The following is a 12882-nucleotide window of genomic DNA, read 5'->3' as shown; positions in this document are numbered from 1 at the left end:
GCTGAAAGACCACCGAGGAGACTGCTGATGCCCCGTGTACTGCTCATCGAGGACGACCCCGCCGTGCGGGAGGGCGTCGAACTCGGCCTGCGCCGCCGCGGCCACGACGTACGGTCGGCCGCCACCGGCGAGGCGGGGCTCGCCGCGCTGGCCGACTTCCGCCCCGATCTGCTGCTGCTGGACCTGATGCTGCCCGGGATGAACGGCGTCCAGGTCTGCCGACGCGTACGCGAGGACAGCCAGCTCCCCATCATCATGCTCACCGCGCGCGGTGACGACTTCGACATGATCGTCGGCCTGGAGGCAGGGGCCGACGACTACATCGTCAAGCCCGCCCGCCCCGACGTCATCGAGGCGCGCATCCGTGCCGTGCTGCGCCGCATCGAGGTGCCCGGCACGGACCGGCCGGTCGTCGAGGCCCACGGCGACCTCACCGTCGACCGGGCCGGGCTGACCGTCACCAAGGCCGGGCAGCGCCTGGCGCTGGCACCCTCCGAACTGAAACTCCTGCTCCACCTGTGCGCCGCCCCGGAACGCGTCTTCAGCCGCCAGCAACTGCTGGAACACGTGTGGGAGCACAGCTACCACGCCGACGCCCGTCTGGTCGACGCATGCGTCCGCCGCCTGCGGAACAAGATCGAGGACGACTGCGGCGCCCCCCGGTACGTCCAGACCCTGCGCGGCTTCGGCTACCGCTTCGGACCGCTGTGACCGTCGGACTCCGGGTACGCCGCCACGGGAAGAAGGCGGACGGGAACCGGCCGGGGCGCCGGGCGCGCGCGTTCGGACTGCGCACCCGGCTCGTGCTGGCGTTCCTGCTGGTCGCGGCCGTCAGCGCGGGAACCACTGCCGCCCTGACCTACCGGGAGGCGCGCACCGCCCTGCTGAAGACGGCGCAGGACACGGCGGTCTCGTCGTTCCGCGACCAGGTCCAGCTGAACGTCTTCTCCACACCCACGGACACCGAGAACCTGGAAGCGAACCTGCGGGACATCGCCCGCAAGGGCAAGCCGCGCCCCTGGATCGTCTTCGCCGAGTACGGAACGATCCGCGTCTCCTCAGGCACCGGCCCGGTCTCCACCGTCATCACCCCGCAGCTGCGGCGGGCCGCGCTGGCCGATCCCCGGGGCAGCTTCGAGCGGGTCGTCAAGGACGGCGTCCCCTACCTGACCATCGCGATGCCCACCGTCTTCAGGACCGGCCCGCAGGAGGCGGTACTGCCCACCGGGCTGATCCTGTACGCCGTCATGCGGATGAGTGACGAGCAGGTCAACGTCGACGCGCTGCTGACCGCGGCCCGCGACGGAGCCCTGCCCGGACTGGCCGTCGCCCTGCTGCCCGGCCTGCTCGCCGCCCGCAGTGTGCTGCGGCCGGTACGGGAACTGCGCCAGGCCGCCCGGAGCATGGGCAACGGCAAGCTCGACACCCGCATCCAGGTGCGGGGAAGCGACGAACTGGCCGACCTCGCGCACACCTTCAACGAGTCCGCCGGAAATCTGGAGCACTCCGTACGGGAACTGCGCCAGGCCGAGGCACGGGCCCGCCGCTTCGCGTCCGACGTCTCGCACGAACTGCGCACCCCGCTCGCCGGGATGCTCGCGGTCACCGAGGTCCTCGACGAGGACGCGGCCGGACTGGACAGCGACACCGCCCGCGCGGTGCGGCTGATCAGCGCGGAGACCGGAAAGCTCGCCGTCCTCGTCGAGGACCTGATCGAGATCTCCCGCTTCGACGCCCGCGCGGCCGAGCTGAACACCGACGAGGTCGACGCGGCCGAGGCCGTCCGCAAGACCCTGGCCAACCGGCACTGGACGGACGAGCGGATCAGCACCGAACTTCCCGCCGGAATCCGGGTACGGCTCGACCCGCGCCGCTTCGACGTCGTCGTCGCCAACCTCGTCGGCAACGCCCTGCGGCACGGCGAGGCGCCCGTCACCGTACGGCTGCGCAGCGAAACGGGCTCCGACGGGCAGCCCGTGCTGGTCACCGAGGTCGCCGACCGCGGCCCCGGTATCCGGCCCGAGGTGCTCCCGCACATCTTCGACCGCTTCTACAAGGCCGACGCGGCCCGCGCCCGCTCGGCGGGCAGCGGGCTGGGACTGGCGATAGCCGCGGAGAACGTCCGACTGCACGGAGGCCGGATCCGCGCGGGCAACCGCCCGGACGGGGGCGCCGTCTTCACCGTGGAGATTCCGCTGCTCAGGGAAGGGGACAGCGCGTGAGACGAGGGCGTGCACGCCGCTGGTCGCTCGCGGCAGGGACGGTGACCGCCCTCCTGCTCGCCGGGTGCGGTATCCGGGAGACCGACGTGATCGAGGCGGGAGGTCCGGCGACCGTGGGATACGTCCCCAACCCCGGCGTCGACGCGTTGCTGTTCTTCCGGCTGCCGCACGGGGAACTGGTCCCCGTGGTGCGGCCCCTGGGAACGTTCGGGGACGGCGTCAACAACTTCCGCGCCCGGCCGGCGTCGACCGAGAAGGTGCTCGCCGCGCTGCTCAGCGGCCCGAAGGAGGCCGAGAAAGCCGCGGGGATCAGCAGTTCCCTGCCCCTGGTCGTGGCCCGCATGGACCGCCTCCGGGTCGCGGGGGGCAACCCGGGGGCCTGGGCCGGGACCGGTTCAGGAGGTCTCTCCGGCTCCGGCTCCGGCTCCGGGACCGGCTCCGGCGACGAGTCCGGAGAAGTCACGGTGGGGCTGCCCTTCGAGTTCTCGCGGCTGGACGCGACGGCCGTACGTCAGCTGATCTGCACCACCGCCTACAGCAAGAACCGCGACGGCCGGGCCACGGTGCGGTTGAAGGGCACCGACGGCGGGACGACGTCCGGCACCTGCGAGCTGGCCCACAACACCGGCTCCGCGCCCAAGGCCGCCGGAACAGTCGACGGGACGGAGCGGCCCGAGCCGGCCGGGCCAGTAGGCCGGTCGGAGATCGTTTCCTGACCGCGACCGGCAACAGGTGCGGGCGAGGGGGCGCGGGCGGCAGAACGGGCACGGGCCCACGCGATCAAAGAGCGGTCCGCGCAAAGGAATTCCGAGGCCGTCGGCGCGCACCATCGCGGTCCAGGCGTACGACCGCATGACCGGCCTTGTCGCTGCCCGGGGACGTGAACGTCAACCTCGACGGGGGCGACGGCAGCATCAAGTCCCCTGTCTATTGGGAGAGTTGGGTTCCGCCGGTGAGGTCGGCCGCAAGGGCGTGGTTTTAATCGAGTGCGACAGTTCCAGCCCGGGTGATACAAGGTTCGCGTGACTGATGATCTTTACTTCCCCTCCCTGCTGCGGATGATTGACGAGCGTTCCGCCGCGTTCCGCGCCACCGTCGCCGCGGCCCCCAGCCTCGACGCCGACGTCCCGTCCTGCCCCGGCTGGACGCTGTACGACCTGGCGAACCACCTCAGCGAGGGGGACCGCTTCTGGGCCCACATCGTGCTGAACACCGCACCGGGCGACGAACGGCCGAGCAAGGACGGGCTGGCGGCACCCAGGGAGCGCGAGGAGCTCATAACCTGGCTGGCCGACTCGACGGAGCAGCTGCTCACCGCTCTGCGCGAGGCCGGCCCGGAACGGGGCTGCTGGGCCTGGTGGGAGCCGCTGGCCTCGCCGCACACGGTGGCCGCGGTGGCCCGCCGCCGCGTCCCGGAGTCGATGATCCACACCTACGACGCCCAGCTGGCCGCCGGTTCCCCGCAGGAGCTGCCGACGACCGAGGCCGCCGACGCCATCGAGGAGTTCCTCGCCACCGTCTGCACCGGCACGGTTCCGTGGCCGGGCGAGCCCGCCACCATGGACTACCACGCAGCCGAGGCCGGTTCCTGGCGCCAGACGGTGGACGCCGCCGGGTCCCGCTTCATCCGCCTCACCGCGGCGGAGGCCGCCGAGACCAAGCCCACCGCCGCCATCTACGGCACGGCGAGCGAGGTGGCCCTGCTCATGTACATGCGCATCCCGGCCGACTCGGTGCGGATCGAGGGCAACGCCGACCTGCTCCAGCAGCTGCAGGACTGGGGCTGAGGCCGACCGGCGCGTAGCCGGGGCCGTGGACCGGCGCGAGCACGGTGTACGCGACGACGGTCCGCGATGGAATCCGCTGCCTGGGCCCACCCGGCGGATGACTCTCGGCGTACCCCTTCCGCACGTCAGCAGAGCGGCGAAGTGGTCCCACAGGGATTCCGAAGGGTCTGCTGGTACCACAGGCACGAGCCCTCCGGGCGATCACTCGTCGGTGCGTCGGATGGGTGCTGCGCGCTCGGAGTCGGCGGCGTGGAGGACTTCGCGAAGGAGCAGGTCGAGGTCGCTCTCGCTGGTGCGGTAGTTGCACAGGCAGGCGCGCAGGACCGTACGGTCGTGAACCGTGACGGTGGCGAGGTAGGCGCGCCCGGCGCTCTGGACGCGGTGGGCGACGCGGCTGTGGAAGGCGTCGCGGTCGGATGCCGCGGTGTCGGTGAGGCGGAAGCAGGCGACCGGCCAGGGACCGCCGGCCACGACCTCCAGGTGGGGGCTGGCGGTGATCTTCTCGCGCAGGCGGTCGGCGAGGGTCAGGTAGTGCTGGAACAGGGCCGTGACACCGTCGCGTCCGAGGTGGTGCAGGGTGGCCCACAGGGCGAGGGCGCGGGTGCCGGGCCGGGTGAGTTCGATGGTGGCGTGGGAGAGCCAGGGGAGTGCGTCGGGTTCGCCCGGAGTGAGGTACGAAGCGCGATGGGCGAAGGCGGTGTGCAGGTGCTCGGGGTCGGTGACCAGGAGCGCACCGCAGCCGACCGGCACGCTGAGGGTCTTGTGCGGGTCCACGGTCATCGAGTCGACGTCGGCGACGCCTTGGTAGAGGTGTGCCAGAGCGGGCGCCATGGCGCCCAGTCCGCCCCAGGCTCCGTCCGCGTGGTGCCACATCCCGGCGCTCCGGCACAAGGCGGTGACCGGCTCGACGGGGTCGACGGCTCCGGTGGCGGTGGTGCCCAGGGTGGTGACGGTGCAGAACGGCAGGAGACCGGCGTCCTGGTCCGCCGTCACGGCCGCTTGGAGTGCGGCGGCGTCCAAGCGGTGTTGTGCGTCGCTGGGGATGGGGCGCATGCGGTGGGCGGGGATGCCGATGCAGGCCGCGGCCTTGGCGACGGACATGTGCGCTTGGGCGTTGTAGTAGAGGGTCAGGCGGGCGTGGTCGCGGTCGTAGGCGGGACCGTCACCGGAGCCTCGCTCAGTGAGGAACCAGGTGCGGGCGGTGGCCAGGGCGAGCAGGTTGGCCATGGAGCCGCCGCTGGTCAGGACCCCTCCAGTGGTGGCGGGGAGTCCGGCCAGGTCGGCGAGCATGCGCACGGTGCCGCGTTCCAGGTCCATGAGGGCGTTCTCGCCCATGCCGCAGGTCGCGTTGACGGCGGACGCGAGGAGTTCGGCGATCAGACCGGCGGGGGCGGGCGGGGAGTTGATCCAGGCGAAGAAGGCCGGGTGCCCGTTCCCGGTGGGGAAGGGTGCGATCTCCTCGCGCACGAAGTCCAGGATCTGGGCCAGGTCACCACCGGTGGAGTCGAGCGGGGCAGCACGCAGACGGGCGCGTCGGCGCGCGGGCATCGGACGGCTCACGGGATCTTCCGGAAGCCGGGTCAGGTACTGGCAGACCCACTCCGCAGCCGCCATGAGTTCGTCCCGCAGCACCTTCGGATGGGTTGCCGGAGGCCCCTCGCCCGATGACCGTGGACGTTCGCCGGAACGGGCCGTGGCGTGGTTGTGCGAGAGGCGGTTCATGGTGGCGCGTGGAGCCTTTCATCGGTACAAGGCCCAGGTCGGCGCACCGGGGCCGTGATCGTAACGAGCGCCACGGCCCGCCGTCACGTCCGCGTGCGAAGACTCCCTCCCGAGCGTCAATCACCCGCCGGGATTGCTGCTGCTCGGACGCCCCCCGAAAACGAACAGCCCTACCTGGCGGTGCTGTTGGGTCCGGCGAATCGGCTGTCGACACGTACGGACAAAGCCACCCCTGCATCCCTGCGAAAGCCCACGCTCAGCATCTCCGTGGAATTGCCCCACGGAACCCCTCATGGCCCGATGAACACCGTCAGCCGTCAGGCGACTCTGCTGCCCCGTTCGAGGTCCAGGGGAGAAGTCCCTCAGTCTGTCGCTGGAACCGGTGGTGCAGACGCCGAGGTCGTGGGGAGCGAGTCGAGGAGCGCGGCGGTGCACTTCTCGGCGAGGTCCTCGGCGTGGGCGGGGAGCGGGTCGCCGGCCCGGAGGTGGCGGCGGACCAGTGAGAGGGGCAGGTCGACCACGGCGAGTGCGACTTGCTCGGTGCCCTGCGGGCCTTCGGCTCCCAGGGCTGTGGCGAGGGCGGCGAGGGAGGTACGCACACGCTGGTGGCCGCGCTCCGCACGCTGGAGGTGCTTTTCGGGCCAGTCGGCGCGTCCGAAGTCCCCGGCGCCGTAGAGAAGGAGAGCGGCCTCCTCCGGGTGGACCCGGCTCCAGGCGACGACATGGCGTGCCGCCGCACACCCCGCCTGCCGCGCGTCGACGCCTGCTTCGAGGGCCTTGAAGTAACCCTCCTGGAAGCTCTCCACCGTCCGCAGCCACACCTCGGCGAGCAGCGCGGGCCGTCCGGCCAGCCGGTGGTACACCGACCCGCTCGGGGCGCCAACCTCCGTGGCGACCGCGGACATCGTCACCGCGGCCGGTCCCCCTGCGGAAGCCAGTCGCACAGCGGCGTCGAGGAGTTGCTTCATGTCGAAGCGGGGTGGTCTCGCCATGAACTGGAGAGTACTCTCCACAATATTAGAGACTCCTCTCTAAAAAGAATCCCAGGAGGACGCATGGGCGTCTACAACGTGCACGAACGCCTGCTGGCTGCGAAGCAAAGCGAGGTGGGAGCGCTCATGGACACCCTGGCGACCAGCGACGACAAGCTATGGCCGCAGGACAACTGGCCGCCGATGGCATTCGACCGCCCCCTGGCGGTCGGGGCGGCCGGCGGGCACGGCCCGGTCCGCTACACCGTCGCCGCACACGTCCCCTCGCAATGGGTGCGCTTCACCTTCAGCGGGCCGCGCGGCTTCCACGGGTTCCACGAGTACGCCGCCCTGGTCGTCGACGAGGAGCACACGCTGCTGCGCCACACCCTTGCCATGGCCGTCCGCGGCCCGGCGCGCCTCACCTGGCCGCTCGCCTTCCGCCCCATGCATGACGCCCTACTGGAAGACAGCCTGGACCGCGCCGAACTGGCCTGTACGGGCACGGTGACCAGCCCGGCCAACTGGAGTCGCTACGTACAACTGCTGCGCGGCCTCATGCGCTGACCACCACACCCGCCCTCATGTCCGGACCGCGCAGCAGCGGTCCGACACGGGCGTGAGCGTGCTTCAAGAGGTCGCGAGCAGTTCCACGGACCTCTGTAGAGAAGGCCGTAGGCAGTGCGCGGGTTCTAGGACGACACCCCCTCGCCGATGGCGATGTCGCCATGACGCGTCCGCACGTTCACGCTGTGGCTGCTCTTGCTGTCGTTCGCGACATCCACGGTGACGTCCCCCTTCTTCGCCGCCGTGCGGACCGCGTATGCCGATGCGGGCAGGCCGAGTCGTACGTTGCCGTCCTGGCTCTGCACATCGACACGAGCGGGTACGGAGGTGAGGTCGAGGTCGATGTCGCCGTTTCGCGTGACGGCGCTCACGGACGTCGCGGAGATCCCGTCGCCCTGCACGGTTCCGTCGCGTCCCTCCAGGTGGAGGGCAGTGCCGCCGAGGTTCGACAACCGCACGTCGCTGTTGCCGTACTCCGCCGTGACCGCGACCTTGCGCGGCACCTTCACGGTGTACGTCGCCTTGCAGTTGACGGAAACACCGTCACAATTCACCGAGAGTGTGAGGACCCCGCCCTCGAACTGCCATCCGGCGTCTATCTCACCGCCGATCTTCGTGCCGCTGACCCGGCGTTCCACTTCGAGGTCGTCGACGTCGGAGGCGATGAGGTGGAGGTCGGCGGAGTTCGACTTCACGGTCAGGCTGTCGCCGCTGAAGCCGAAGGACTTCGATTCAGGCGTGGTATTCGCCTGGTTGACGTCCGGGTCGCAGCCGGTTGTTGCGAGAGCGAGGAAGGCGGCTGCGCCGAGGGCGACGAGGATCGTGCGTGTCCGGCTGTCGTTCATTGTTTCCGTTCCCTGGTGATTCAGCTGCATGTTCGGTCGTTGGTTCGGTTCGGTTCAGGAGCGCAGAGCGCGGGCCGGGACGGTGCGGGAGACGCGGGCGGCCTGGAGTGCCAGAGCGAGGCAGGTCGTCACGAGCGTCACGGCAGCAAGTGCGCCGAGCGTTGCCCACGGGAGGCCGCCGAGCACCTGGCCCACGCCGGCCCTGGCCCCCACGGCGATGGTGGTGCTCGCCACCGCGAGGAAGACCGTGCCGAAGACGATCGCCGTGCCTGCGTAGATCACGCCCTCGTAGACCGTGGACCGCGTGGTGACGCCCGGCCGTGCGCCGGCGACGGCAACCACCGCGGAATCGCGTGTGCGCTCCCGCCCGACCAGGGCGATCACCGCCAGGCCACCGGACCAGGACACGACGAAGACCCAGCCCAGAACGGTCATGACATCGCCCAGCCCTGCACTGCTTCCGGGCATGACGGTGCCCATCGTCATGAACAGCGCGACGAACGACAGGGAGAGCGCGAAGGGCAGCACCGTGGTGACGCTTCGGGCCGCGCGCGTTCGGCACGACTGCACGGCGAGGTGCCAGGCGACGCCACGCGACGGGACGAGAGCGGTCCAGAGCTTCATCAGAGGTGTGAGCACCCACGGACCCATCAGCAGCAACAGGCAGACGAGGAAGAGGTTTCCGGCGAAGGCGAAGGCGGTCCGCTGTTCGGTGCCCCCTTCAAGTTCGAGGCCGAGGCCGGGAATCCACATCCCGAGCACACCGGCGAGAAGACAGAGGGCGAGCAGGCTCCGTGCGGCGCCGGGCCGGGCCGGCGGATCGGAGTGGTCCCGGAAGGCGCGCATCTCCGGTGTCTTCGCGGCTCGGCGTGTGACGCCCCAGCCACCGAGCAGGCACGGAACCACTCCGGCCAGCAGGCTCGCGCCGACGTGCCAGAGCTGGAGTCCGGCGGTGGCTCCGTGCAGGTCGAGTCCCGTCGCCGTCCACTGCGAGAGGGCGATGTCCGCGACGAAAGGGGCCAACGGTACGGCCAGCGCGCCGGCCACCGTGCCGAGTACCACCAGCTCGGCGCGGAGAACGGACCTGACACGGCGGCGCGGGATCCCGAGGATCACCCACAGGGCGTGTTCGCGTCGCTGGGTCGTCAAGGTCAGACCGACGGTCGAGGCGACGACCCCCACGGCGGCCAGCACGGTGAAGAAGACGATGTTGCCGCCGAGCGCGATCGACGCGGAGACCATCCGGGCGTCGCCCGCCGTCCGCGCCGCCGAGACGGCGGAGAACATGGCGATGACCGAGCCCGCCGAGCAGGCCGCGCCGACGACCGCACACGCGAGCGTCCACACCCACATCGACGCCTGCATGCGGACGTCCGACAGGACGAGCCGCAGCATGCCGCTCGTACCGCCGATGCGGCTCGTACGGCTTGTACGGCTCGTACCGCTGACGCCGCTCACGCCGCCGCCTCGTTCGCGTCGTCCTTCGACTGCGCCGCGAGGACGGCATCGCTCACCGTGTGCGGGTCGCCGCCGGAGATGACGGTGTGCACCCGCCCGGACCCCATCACCACGACCTGGTCGGCACGCGCAGCCGCATGCGGGTCGTGCGTGACCATGACCACTGTCGATCCTTGTGCGGGCAGCGCTTGCAGCCAATCGAGTACGACGTGACCGGACTTGAGGTCGAGCGCGCCGGTCGGCTCGTCGGCGAAGACGATCCGCGGCTGGTTCGCGAGGACCCTGGCCACGGCCACGCGCTGGCGTTCGCCTCCGGAGAGCCGGTCGGGGCGCCGCCTGGCGTGCTGGGCGATGCCGAGCCGCGACATGGCCTCGCGGACCCGTGACTTGGGCACCCGGTGGCCGGCGAGTCGCGACGGCAGACAGATGTTGTCCTCGACCGTGAGCGAGCTGACGAGGTTGTACTCCTGGAAGACGAAACCGATGTTCTCGCTGCGGAACGCGGCCTGCTTGCGTGGGCCGAGCGACAGGACATCCGTTCCGAGGATCTCGATGGAACCCGCGGTCACTCGCTCCAGGCCGGCCATGCAGAGCAGGAGCGTCGACTTTCCCGATCCGGAGGGTCCGACGATCGCGGTCAGCCGGCCCTCGGGAATGTCCAGATCGATATCGTGCAGTACACGTGTCATTTCTCTTTTGCGGCCGGGAATGGGGAAGTCCATACGGAGGCCGCGCATGCGGATACACGGTGCGGAAATGTGGGCTGCGATAGGCATTTGATAATGCTAGGCAGCGCTGAACGCGCTCCGCATCAGTGTCAGCACTACCGCATGGTAGACCTGGGTCTACCATTTCGAGATCCGCCGTATGTCATAATTCTCGCCATGTCGCAGATTCGTGTCGCCCGAAGGGTGCTGACGGAAATCATCGCAGCAGTGGCCTTCCCGATTCTGCTGCTCTCCCTTCTTGCCGCACCGGCGTCGGCGGCCGTGCTGACGGAGGTGGACCGCTCAAGAGCGCGGTGGTGCGGCGTCGGTACGATGCCGCTGCGGCCCGCGGACCAGAGCTGGGCGCAGTGGGTGGCACGCCAGCTGCGATCGCGGTCGATGTGGCGTACCTACCTTCCGGTCCTCGTCGCCGCCACGCTCCTTTCCGCGCTGTCACTGGTGGTGGCATTCTTCGGGTTCATCGGTTCCGCCGTGCTGGTTTTCTCTCCTGTTTTCTGGTCGTTCGGTATCGCGGCACAGGTCGGCCCTTTCACTCCGGCATCGCTTACGGAATCCTTTCTGGCGATGCCCGCAGGGGTACTTCTTGGTGCGGTCACCACAGTTCTTCTGACCGGAATTTCCCTTCTCCGGGATCTCGTCCTGCGCACTTTTTCGCGAAGCCGGGACCCGGATCTGCTCGCGAAGCTGGAGGAACTCCGCACCAGCCGGGCCTCGTTGACAACGGCCTTCGAATTCGAGCGCCGGCGCATTGAACGTGACCTGCACGACGGCGCTCAACAGGAGCTGGTCGCCGTCGTGATGCGCCTCGGGATGCTGGAGGCCGCCGCCTCGGCGAGCGGCGAGGAACGCATCGTGGAACTGGCACGTCAGGCACAGGAACAGGCCGAGCATGCGCTGGAACGGCTCCGGAAAACAGTGCGCGAGATCCACCCTCGCGAATTGAGCGACCTCGGCCTCGTCGCCGCCGTCCGCGAGCTGGCCGCACGATCTCCGCTGCGGGTCGAGCTGAACAGCACTGGAGATGATGCCCAGTTGTCGTCGCCGACTGCGACCGCGGTCTATTTCACGGTCTCCGAGGCGCTTACGAACATTGCGAAGCATGCGGGCGTGGGCAGCGCTCGGATCGATCTGCGGTGCGATTCAAGTGGCGTACGTGTCTGCGTGCGTGACGACGGAGCGGGCGGCGCGGAAATCGACGCGGGTTCGGGCCTTGCCGGACTGCGCGAGCGGATGCGAAGCATCGGTGGGGAGCTTGAGATCCGAAGCCCTGCGGAGGATGGCGGAACCGAAGTCGTAGCATCCGCTCCCGGCCAACCCACATGGGAATGAAGTAGATGAAGGCGAACAGGTGAGGCAGAGGCCATGAGAATTGTCCTGGCAGATGACAGCATGCTGATTCGTGCCGGAATCCGGGAAATCCTGACCTCCAATTCTCACGAGGTGATCCGTGAATGCGAGGACGCTACCGAACTGGTCGCCGCCGTCGACGAGCTCGCTGGTTCCGGGGCCGCACCGGACCTGGTGATCACCGATGTCCGCATGCCCCCCGGAAACACCGACGACGGACTCCGCGCCGCCATCGACCTGCGATCACGCCACCGGGATCTGCCGGTCCTCGTCCTCTCCGCCTACGTCACCGGACCGTACGTACAGGAGCTGTTGAACGGTCCGGGCGCGGACGGGGCCGTCGGGTACCTGCTCAAGGAAAAAGTCGGCAGAGTCGTCGACTTCCTACGCGTACTCGATACGGTTTCCGGCGGCGGCGTCGTGATCGACCCGGAAGTCGTCCGCTACGTCACCCACGCGGACACGCCCCAGGGCCCGCTCGCCCGGCTCACCGACCGCGAACGAGAGGTGCTCGCCCTCATGGCGGAAGGGCGCTCCAACACGGAAATCGCATCGGCGCTGTTTCTTTCCGGAGCGTCCGTGAGCAAGCACGTGGCCAATGTGTTCGTGAAGCTCGGAATGCCGCCGAACGAAGACAACCGCCGCGTCAAGGCCATTCTGACCTGGTTCGAGTACAACTACTGAGCTTGTCGTTGAACGTGCGCACTGCCGTTGTTGCCACGTGGGTTGATGCCGAGGTTGGCCTGCGCGGTCGCATTCCCGTAGCGGCGGTCGTCCGTGGCCTGCTCGGCACCCCGGGTTCCCGGGTCGCCGAAAATGAACCCGCCGCCGTGCTTGGGCGGCCGACCGCCCCTGGTGTCGTAGACCCACGGGGGTGTCGGCCTGCGCATCACACGGCCCTGACGAAGCCGACTGAGGATGTCGACAGGCAGTCCCGGCAGCACGTGGGCGATGCGCGAGGCGTCATATCCGGCGTCCAGCACGACCGGCATCTCCGGGTCACCCGGTTTCCACTGGCCTGCGGCGACAAGACGCTCGACGACCTCACGACTCTGCACCGTGGTCACAGCGGCGACGTCGTCGCCTGGCTCAAGAAGGGTCGCGTCCAGCGCCGCCGTCCAGGAGGTGCGGCCAGTCCCAGCGCGGCCACACCACCTATGGCCGTAGGCGGCCATCTTGCGCTCTCGGACGCCTTACGTGCTTCCTCCGCGTGGTGACTTTCGATGACCGGGATC

General features: G+C 69.5%; 13 protein-coding genes. 7 read left to right on the top strand and 6 right to left on the bottom strand.

Annotated elements, in window-relative coordinates:
* The first annotated feature begins 27 nt into the window (after positions 1 to 27).
* The 4 genes from ACFYVL_RS00770 to ACFYVL_RS00755 all read left to right on the top strand — a co-directional run bounded on the left by ACFYVL_RS00770 (position 28) and on the right by ACFYVL_RS00755 (position 4009).
* Entirely contained in the window at positions 28 to 711 is a 684-nt protein-coding gene (locus ACFYVL_RS00770) for a response regulator (protein WP_389240316.1), read from the top strand.
* Entirely contained in the window at positions 708 to 2222 is a 1515-nt protein-coding gene (locus tag ACFYVL_RS00765) for an ATP-binding protein (protein ID WP_389240314.1), read from the top strand. The genes ACFYVL_RS00770 and ACFYVL_RS00765 overlap by 4 nt, the downstream gene beginning before the upstream one ends.
* A complete protein-coding gene (locus ACFYVL_RS00760; RefSeq protein ID WP_389240312.1) occupies positions 2219 to 2938 on the top strand; it encodes a hypothetical protein in 720 nt (239 codons plus the stop codon). The genes ACFYVL_RS00765 and ACFYVL_RS00760 overlap by 4 nt, the downstream gene beginning before the upstream one ends.
* A gap of 306 nt (positions 2939 to 3244) precedes the next feature.
* Positions 3245 to 4009 carry a maleylpyruvate isomerase family mycothiol-dependent enzyme gene (locus ACFYVL_RS00755; protein ID WP_389240310.1) on the top strand — a complete coding sequence of 255 codons (765 nt, stop codon included), beginning with the start codon at positions 3245 to 3247 and terminating at the stop codon, positions 4007 to 4009.
* 201 nt (positions 4010 to 4210) lie between these two features.
* On the opposite strand, the gene ACFYVL_RS00750 is transcribed toward ACFYVL_RS00755, so the two are convergent.
* Both ACFYVL_RS00750 and ACFYVL_RS00745 read right to left on the bottom strand, forming a co-directional pair.
* A complete protein-coding gene (locus ACFYVL_RS00750; RefSeq protein ID WP_389240308.1) occupies positions 4211 to 5569 on the bottom strand; it encodes a pyridoxal phosphate-dependent decarboxylase family protein in 1359 nt (452 codons plus the stop codon).
* A 524-nt stretch (positions 5570 to 6093) separates the two neighbouring features.
* Positions 6094 to 6723, bottom strand: a complete 630-nt coding sequence (locus ACFYVL_RS00745; RefSeq protein ID WP_389240306.1) for a TetR/AcrR family transcriptional regulator — start codon at positions 6721 to 6723, stop codon at positions 6094 to 6096.
* Positions 6724 to 6786: 63 nt separating this feature from the next.
* On the opposite strand from ACFYVL_RS00745, the gene ACFYVL_RS00740 reads away from it, so the two are divergent.
* Positions 6787 to 7269: an SRPBCC family protein gene (locus ACFYVL_RS00740; RefSeq protein ID WP_389240304.1), complete on the top strand. Its 483-nt coding sequence runs from the start codon at positions 6787 to 6789 to the stop codon at positions 7267 to 7269.
* 125 nt (positions 7270 to 7394) lie between these two features.
* Here the strand turns inward: ACFYVL_RS00740 and ACFYVL_RS00735 are convergent, their stop codons facing one another.
* From ACFYVL_RS00735 to ACFYVL_RS00725, 3 genes are read right to left on the bottom strand one after another with little or no spacing between them, the layout of a single operon-like run.
* Positions 7395 to 8114, bottom strand: a complete 720-nt coding sequence (locus ACFYVL_RS00735; protein ID WP_389240303.1) for a DUF4097 family beta strand repeat-containing protein — start codon at positions 8112 to 8114, stop codon at positions 7395 to 7397.
* Between the two features lie 54 nt (positions 8115 to 8168).
* A complete protein-coding gene (locus ACFYVL_RS00730; protein ID WP_389240301.1) occupies positions 8169 to 9572 on the bottom strand; it encodes an FtsX-like permease family protein in 1404 nt (467 codons plus the stop codon).
* Positions 9569 to 10261, bottom strand: a complete 693-nt coding sequence (locus ACFYVL_RS00725) for an ABC transporter ATP-binding protein (protein ID WP_389240299.1) — start codon at positions 10259 to 10261, stop codon at positions 9569 to 9571. Before ACFYVL_RS00725 ends, ACFYVL_RS00730 begins: the two co-directional genes overlap by 4 nt.
* A 195-nt stretch (positions 10262 to 10456) precedes the next feature.
* Between ACFYVL_RS00725 and ACFYVL_RS00720 the strand changes: the two genes are divergently transcribed.
* Both ACFYVL_RS00720 and ACFYVL_RS00715 read left to right on the top strand, forming a co-directional pair.
* Positions 10457 to 11629 carry a histidine kinase gene (locus ACFYVL_RS00720; protein ID WP_389240297.1) on the top strand — a complete coding sequence of 391 codons (1173 nt, stop codon included), beginning with the start codon at positions 10457 to 10459 and terminating at the stop codon, positions 11627 to 11629.
* 33 nt (positions 11630 to 11662) lie between these two features.
* Positions 11663 to 12331 carry a response regulator gene (locus ACFYVL_RS00715; RefSeq protein WP_389240296.1) on the top strand — a complete coding sequence of 223 codons (669 nt, stop codon included), beginning with the start codon at positions 11663 to 11665 and terminating at the stop codon, positions 12329 to 12331.
* On the opposite strand, the gene ACFYVL_RS00710 is transcribed toward ACFYVL_RS00715, so the two are convergent.
* The gene (locus ACFYVL_RS00710) at positions 12325 to 12822 is read right to left on the bottom strand and encodes a transposase (protein WP_389240294.1); all 498 of its coding nucleotides are present in this window, start codon (positions 12820 to 12822) and stop codon (positions 12325 to 12327) included. The two genes, ACFYVL_RS00715 and ACFYVL_RS00710, sit on opposite strands and share 7 nt — an antisense overlap.
* Between the last annotated feature and the right edge of the window lie 60 nt (positions 12823 to 12882).

Source organism: Streptomyces sp. NPDC004111 (assembly GCF_042874215.1).
Classification (GTDB): Bacteria; Actinomycetota; Actinomycetes; order Streptomycetales; family Streptomycetaceae; genus Streptomyces.
This window is presented reverse-complemented; position numbering and strand designations above follow the sequence as displayed.

Coding starts and splice junctions, on each gene's coding strand:
- ACFYVL_RS00720 (WP_389240297.1), top strand. CDS start 10,457: ATGTCGCAGATTCGTGTCGCCCGAAGGGTGCTGACGGAAATCATCGCA.
- ACFYVL_RS00735 (WP_389240303.1), bottom strand. CDS start 8,114: ATGAACGACAGCCGGACACGCACGATCCTCGTCGCCCTCGGCGCAGCC.
- ACFYVL_RS00745 (WP_389240306.1), bottom strand. CDS start 6,723: ATGGCGAGACCACCCCGCTTCGACATGAAGCAACTCCTCGACGCCGCT.
- ACFYVL_RS00710 (WP_389240294.1), bottom strand. CDS start 12,822: ATGGCCGCCTACGGCCATAGGTGGTGTGGCCGCGCTGGGACTGGCCGC.
- ACFYVL_RS00715 (WP_389240296.1), top strand. CDS start 11,663: ATGAGAATTGTCCTGGCAGATGACAGCATGCTGATTCGTGCCGGAATC.
- ACFYVL_RS00770 (WP_389240316.1), top strand. CDS start 28: ATGCCCCGTGTACTGCTCATCGAGGACGACCCCGCCGTGCGGGAGGGC.
- ACFYVL_RS00740 (WP_389240304.1), top strand. CDS start 6,787: ATGGGCGTCTACAACGTGCACGAACGCCTGCTGGCTGCGAAGCAAAGC.
- ACFYVL_RS00725 (WP_389240299.1), bottom strand. CDS start 10,261: ATGACACGTGTACTGCACGATATCGATCTGGACATTCCCGAGGGCCGG.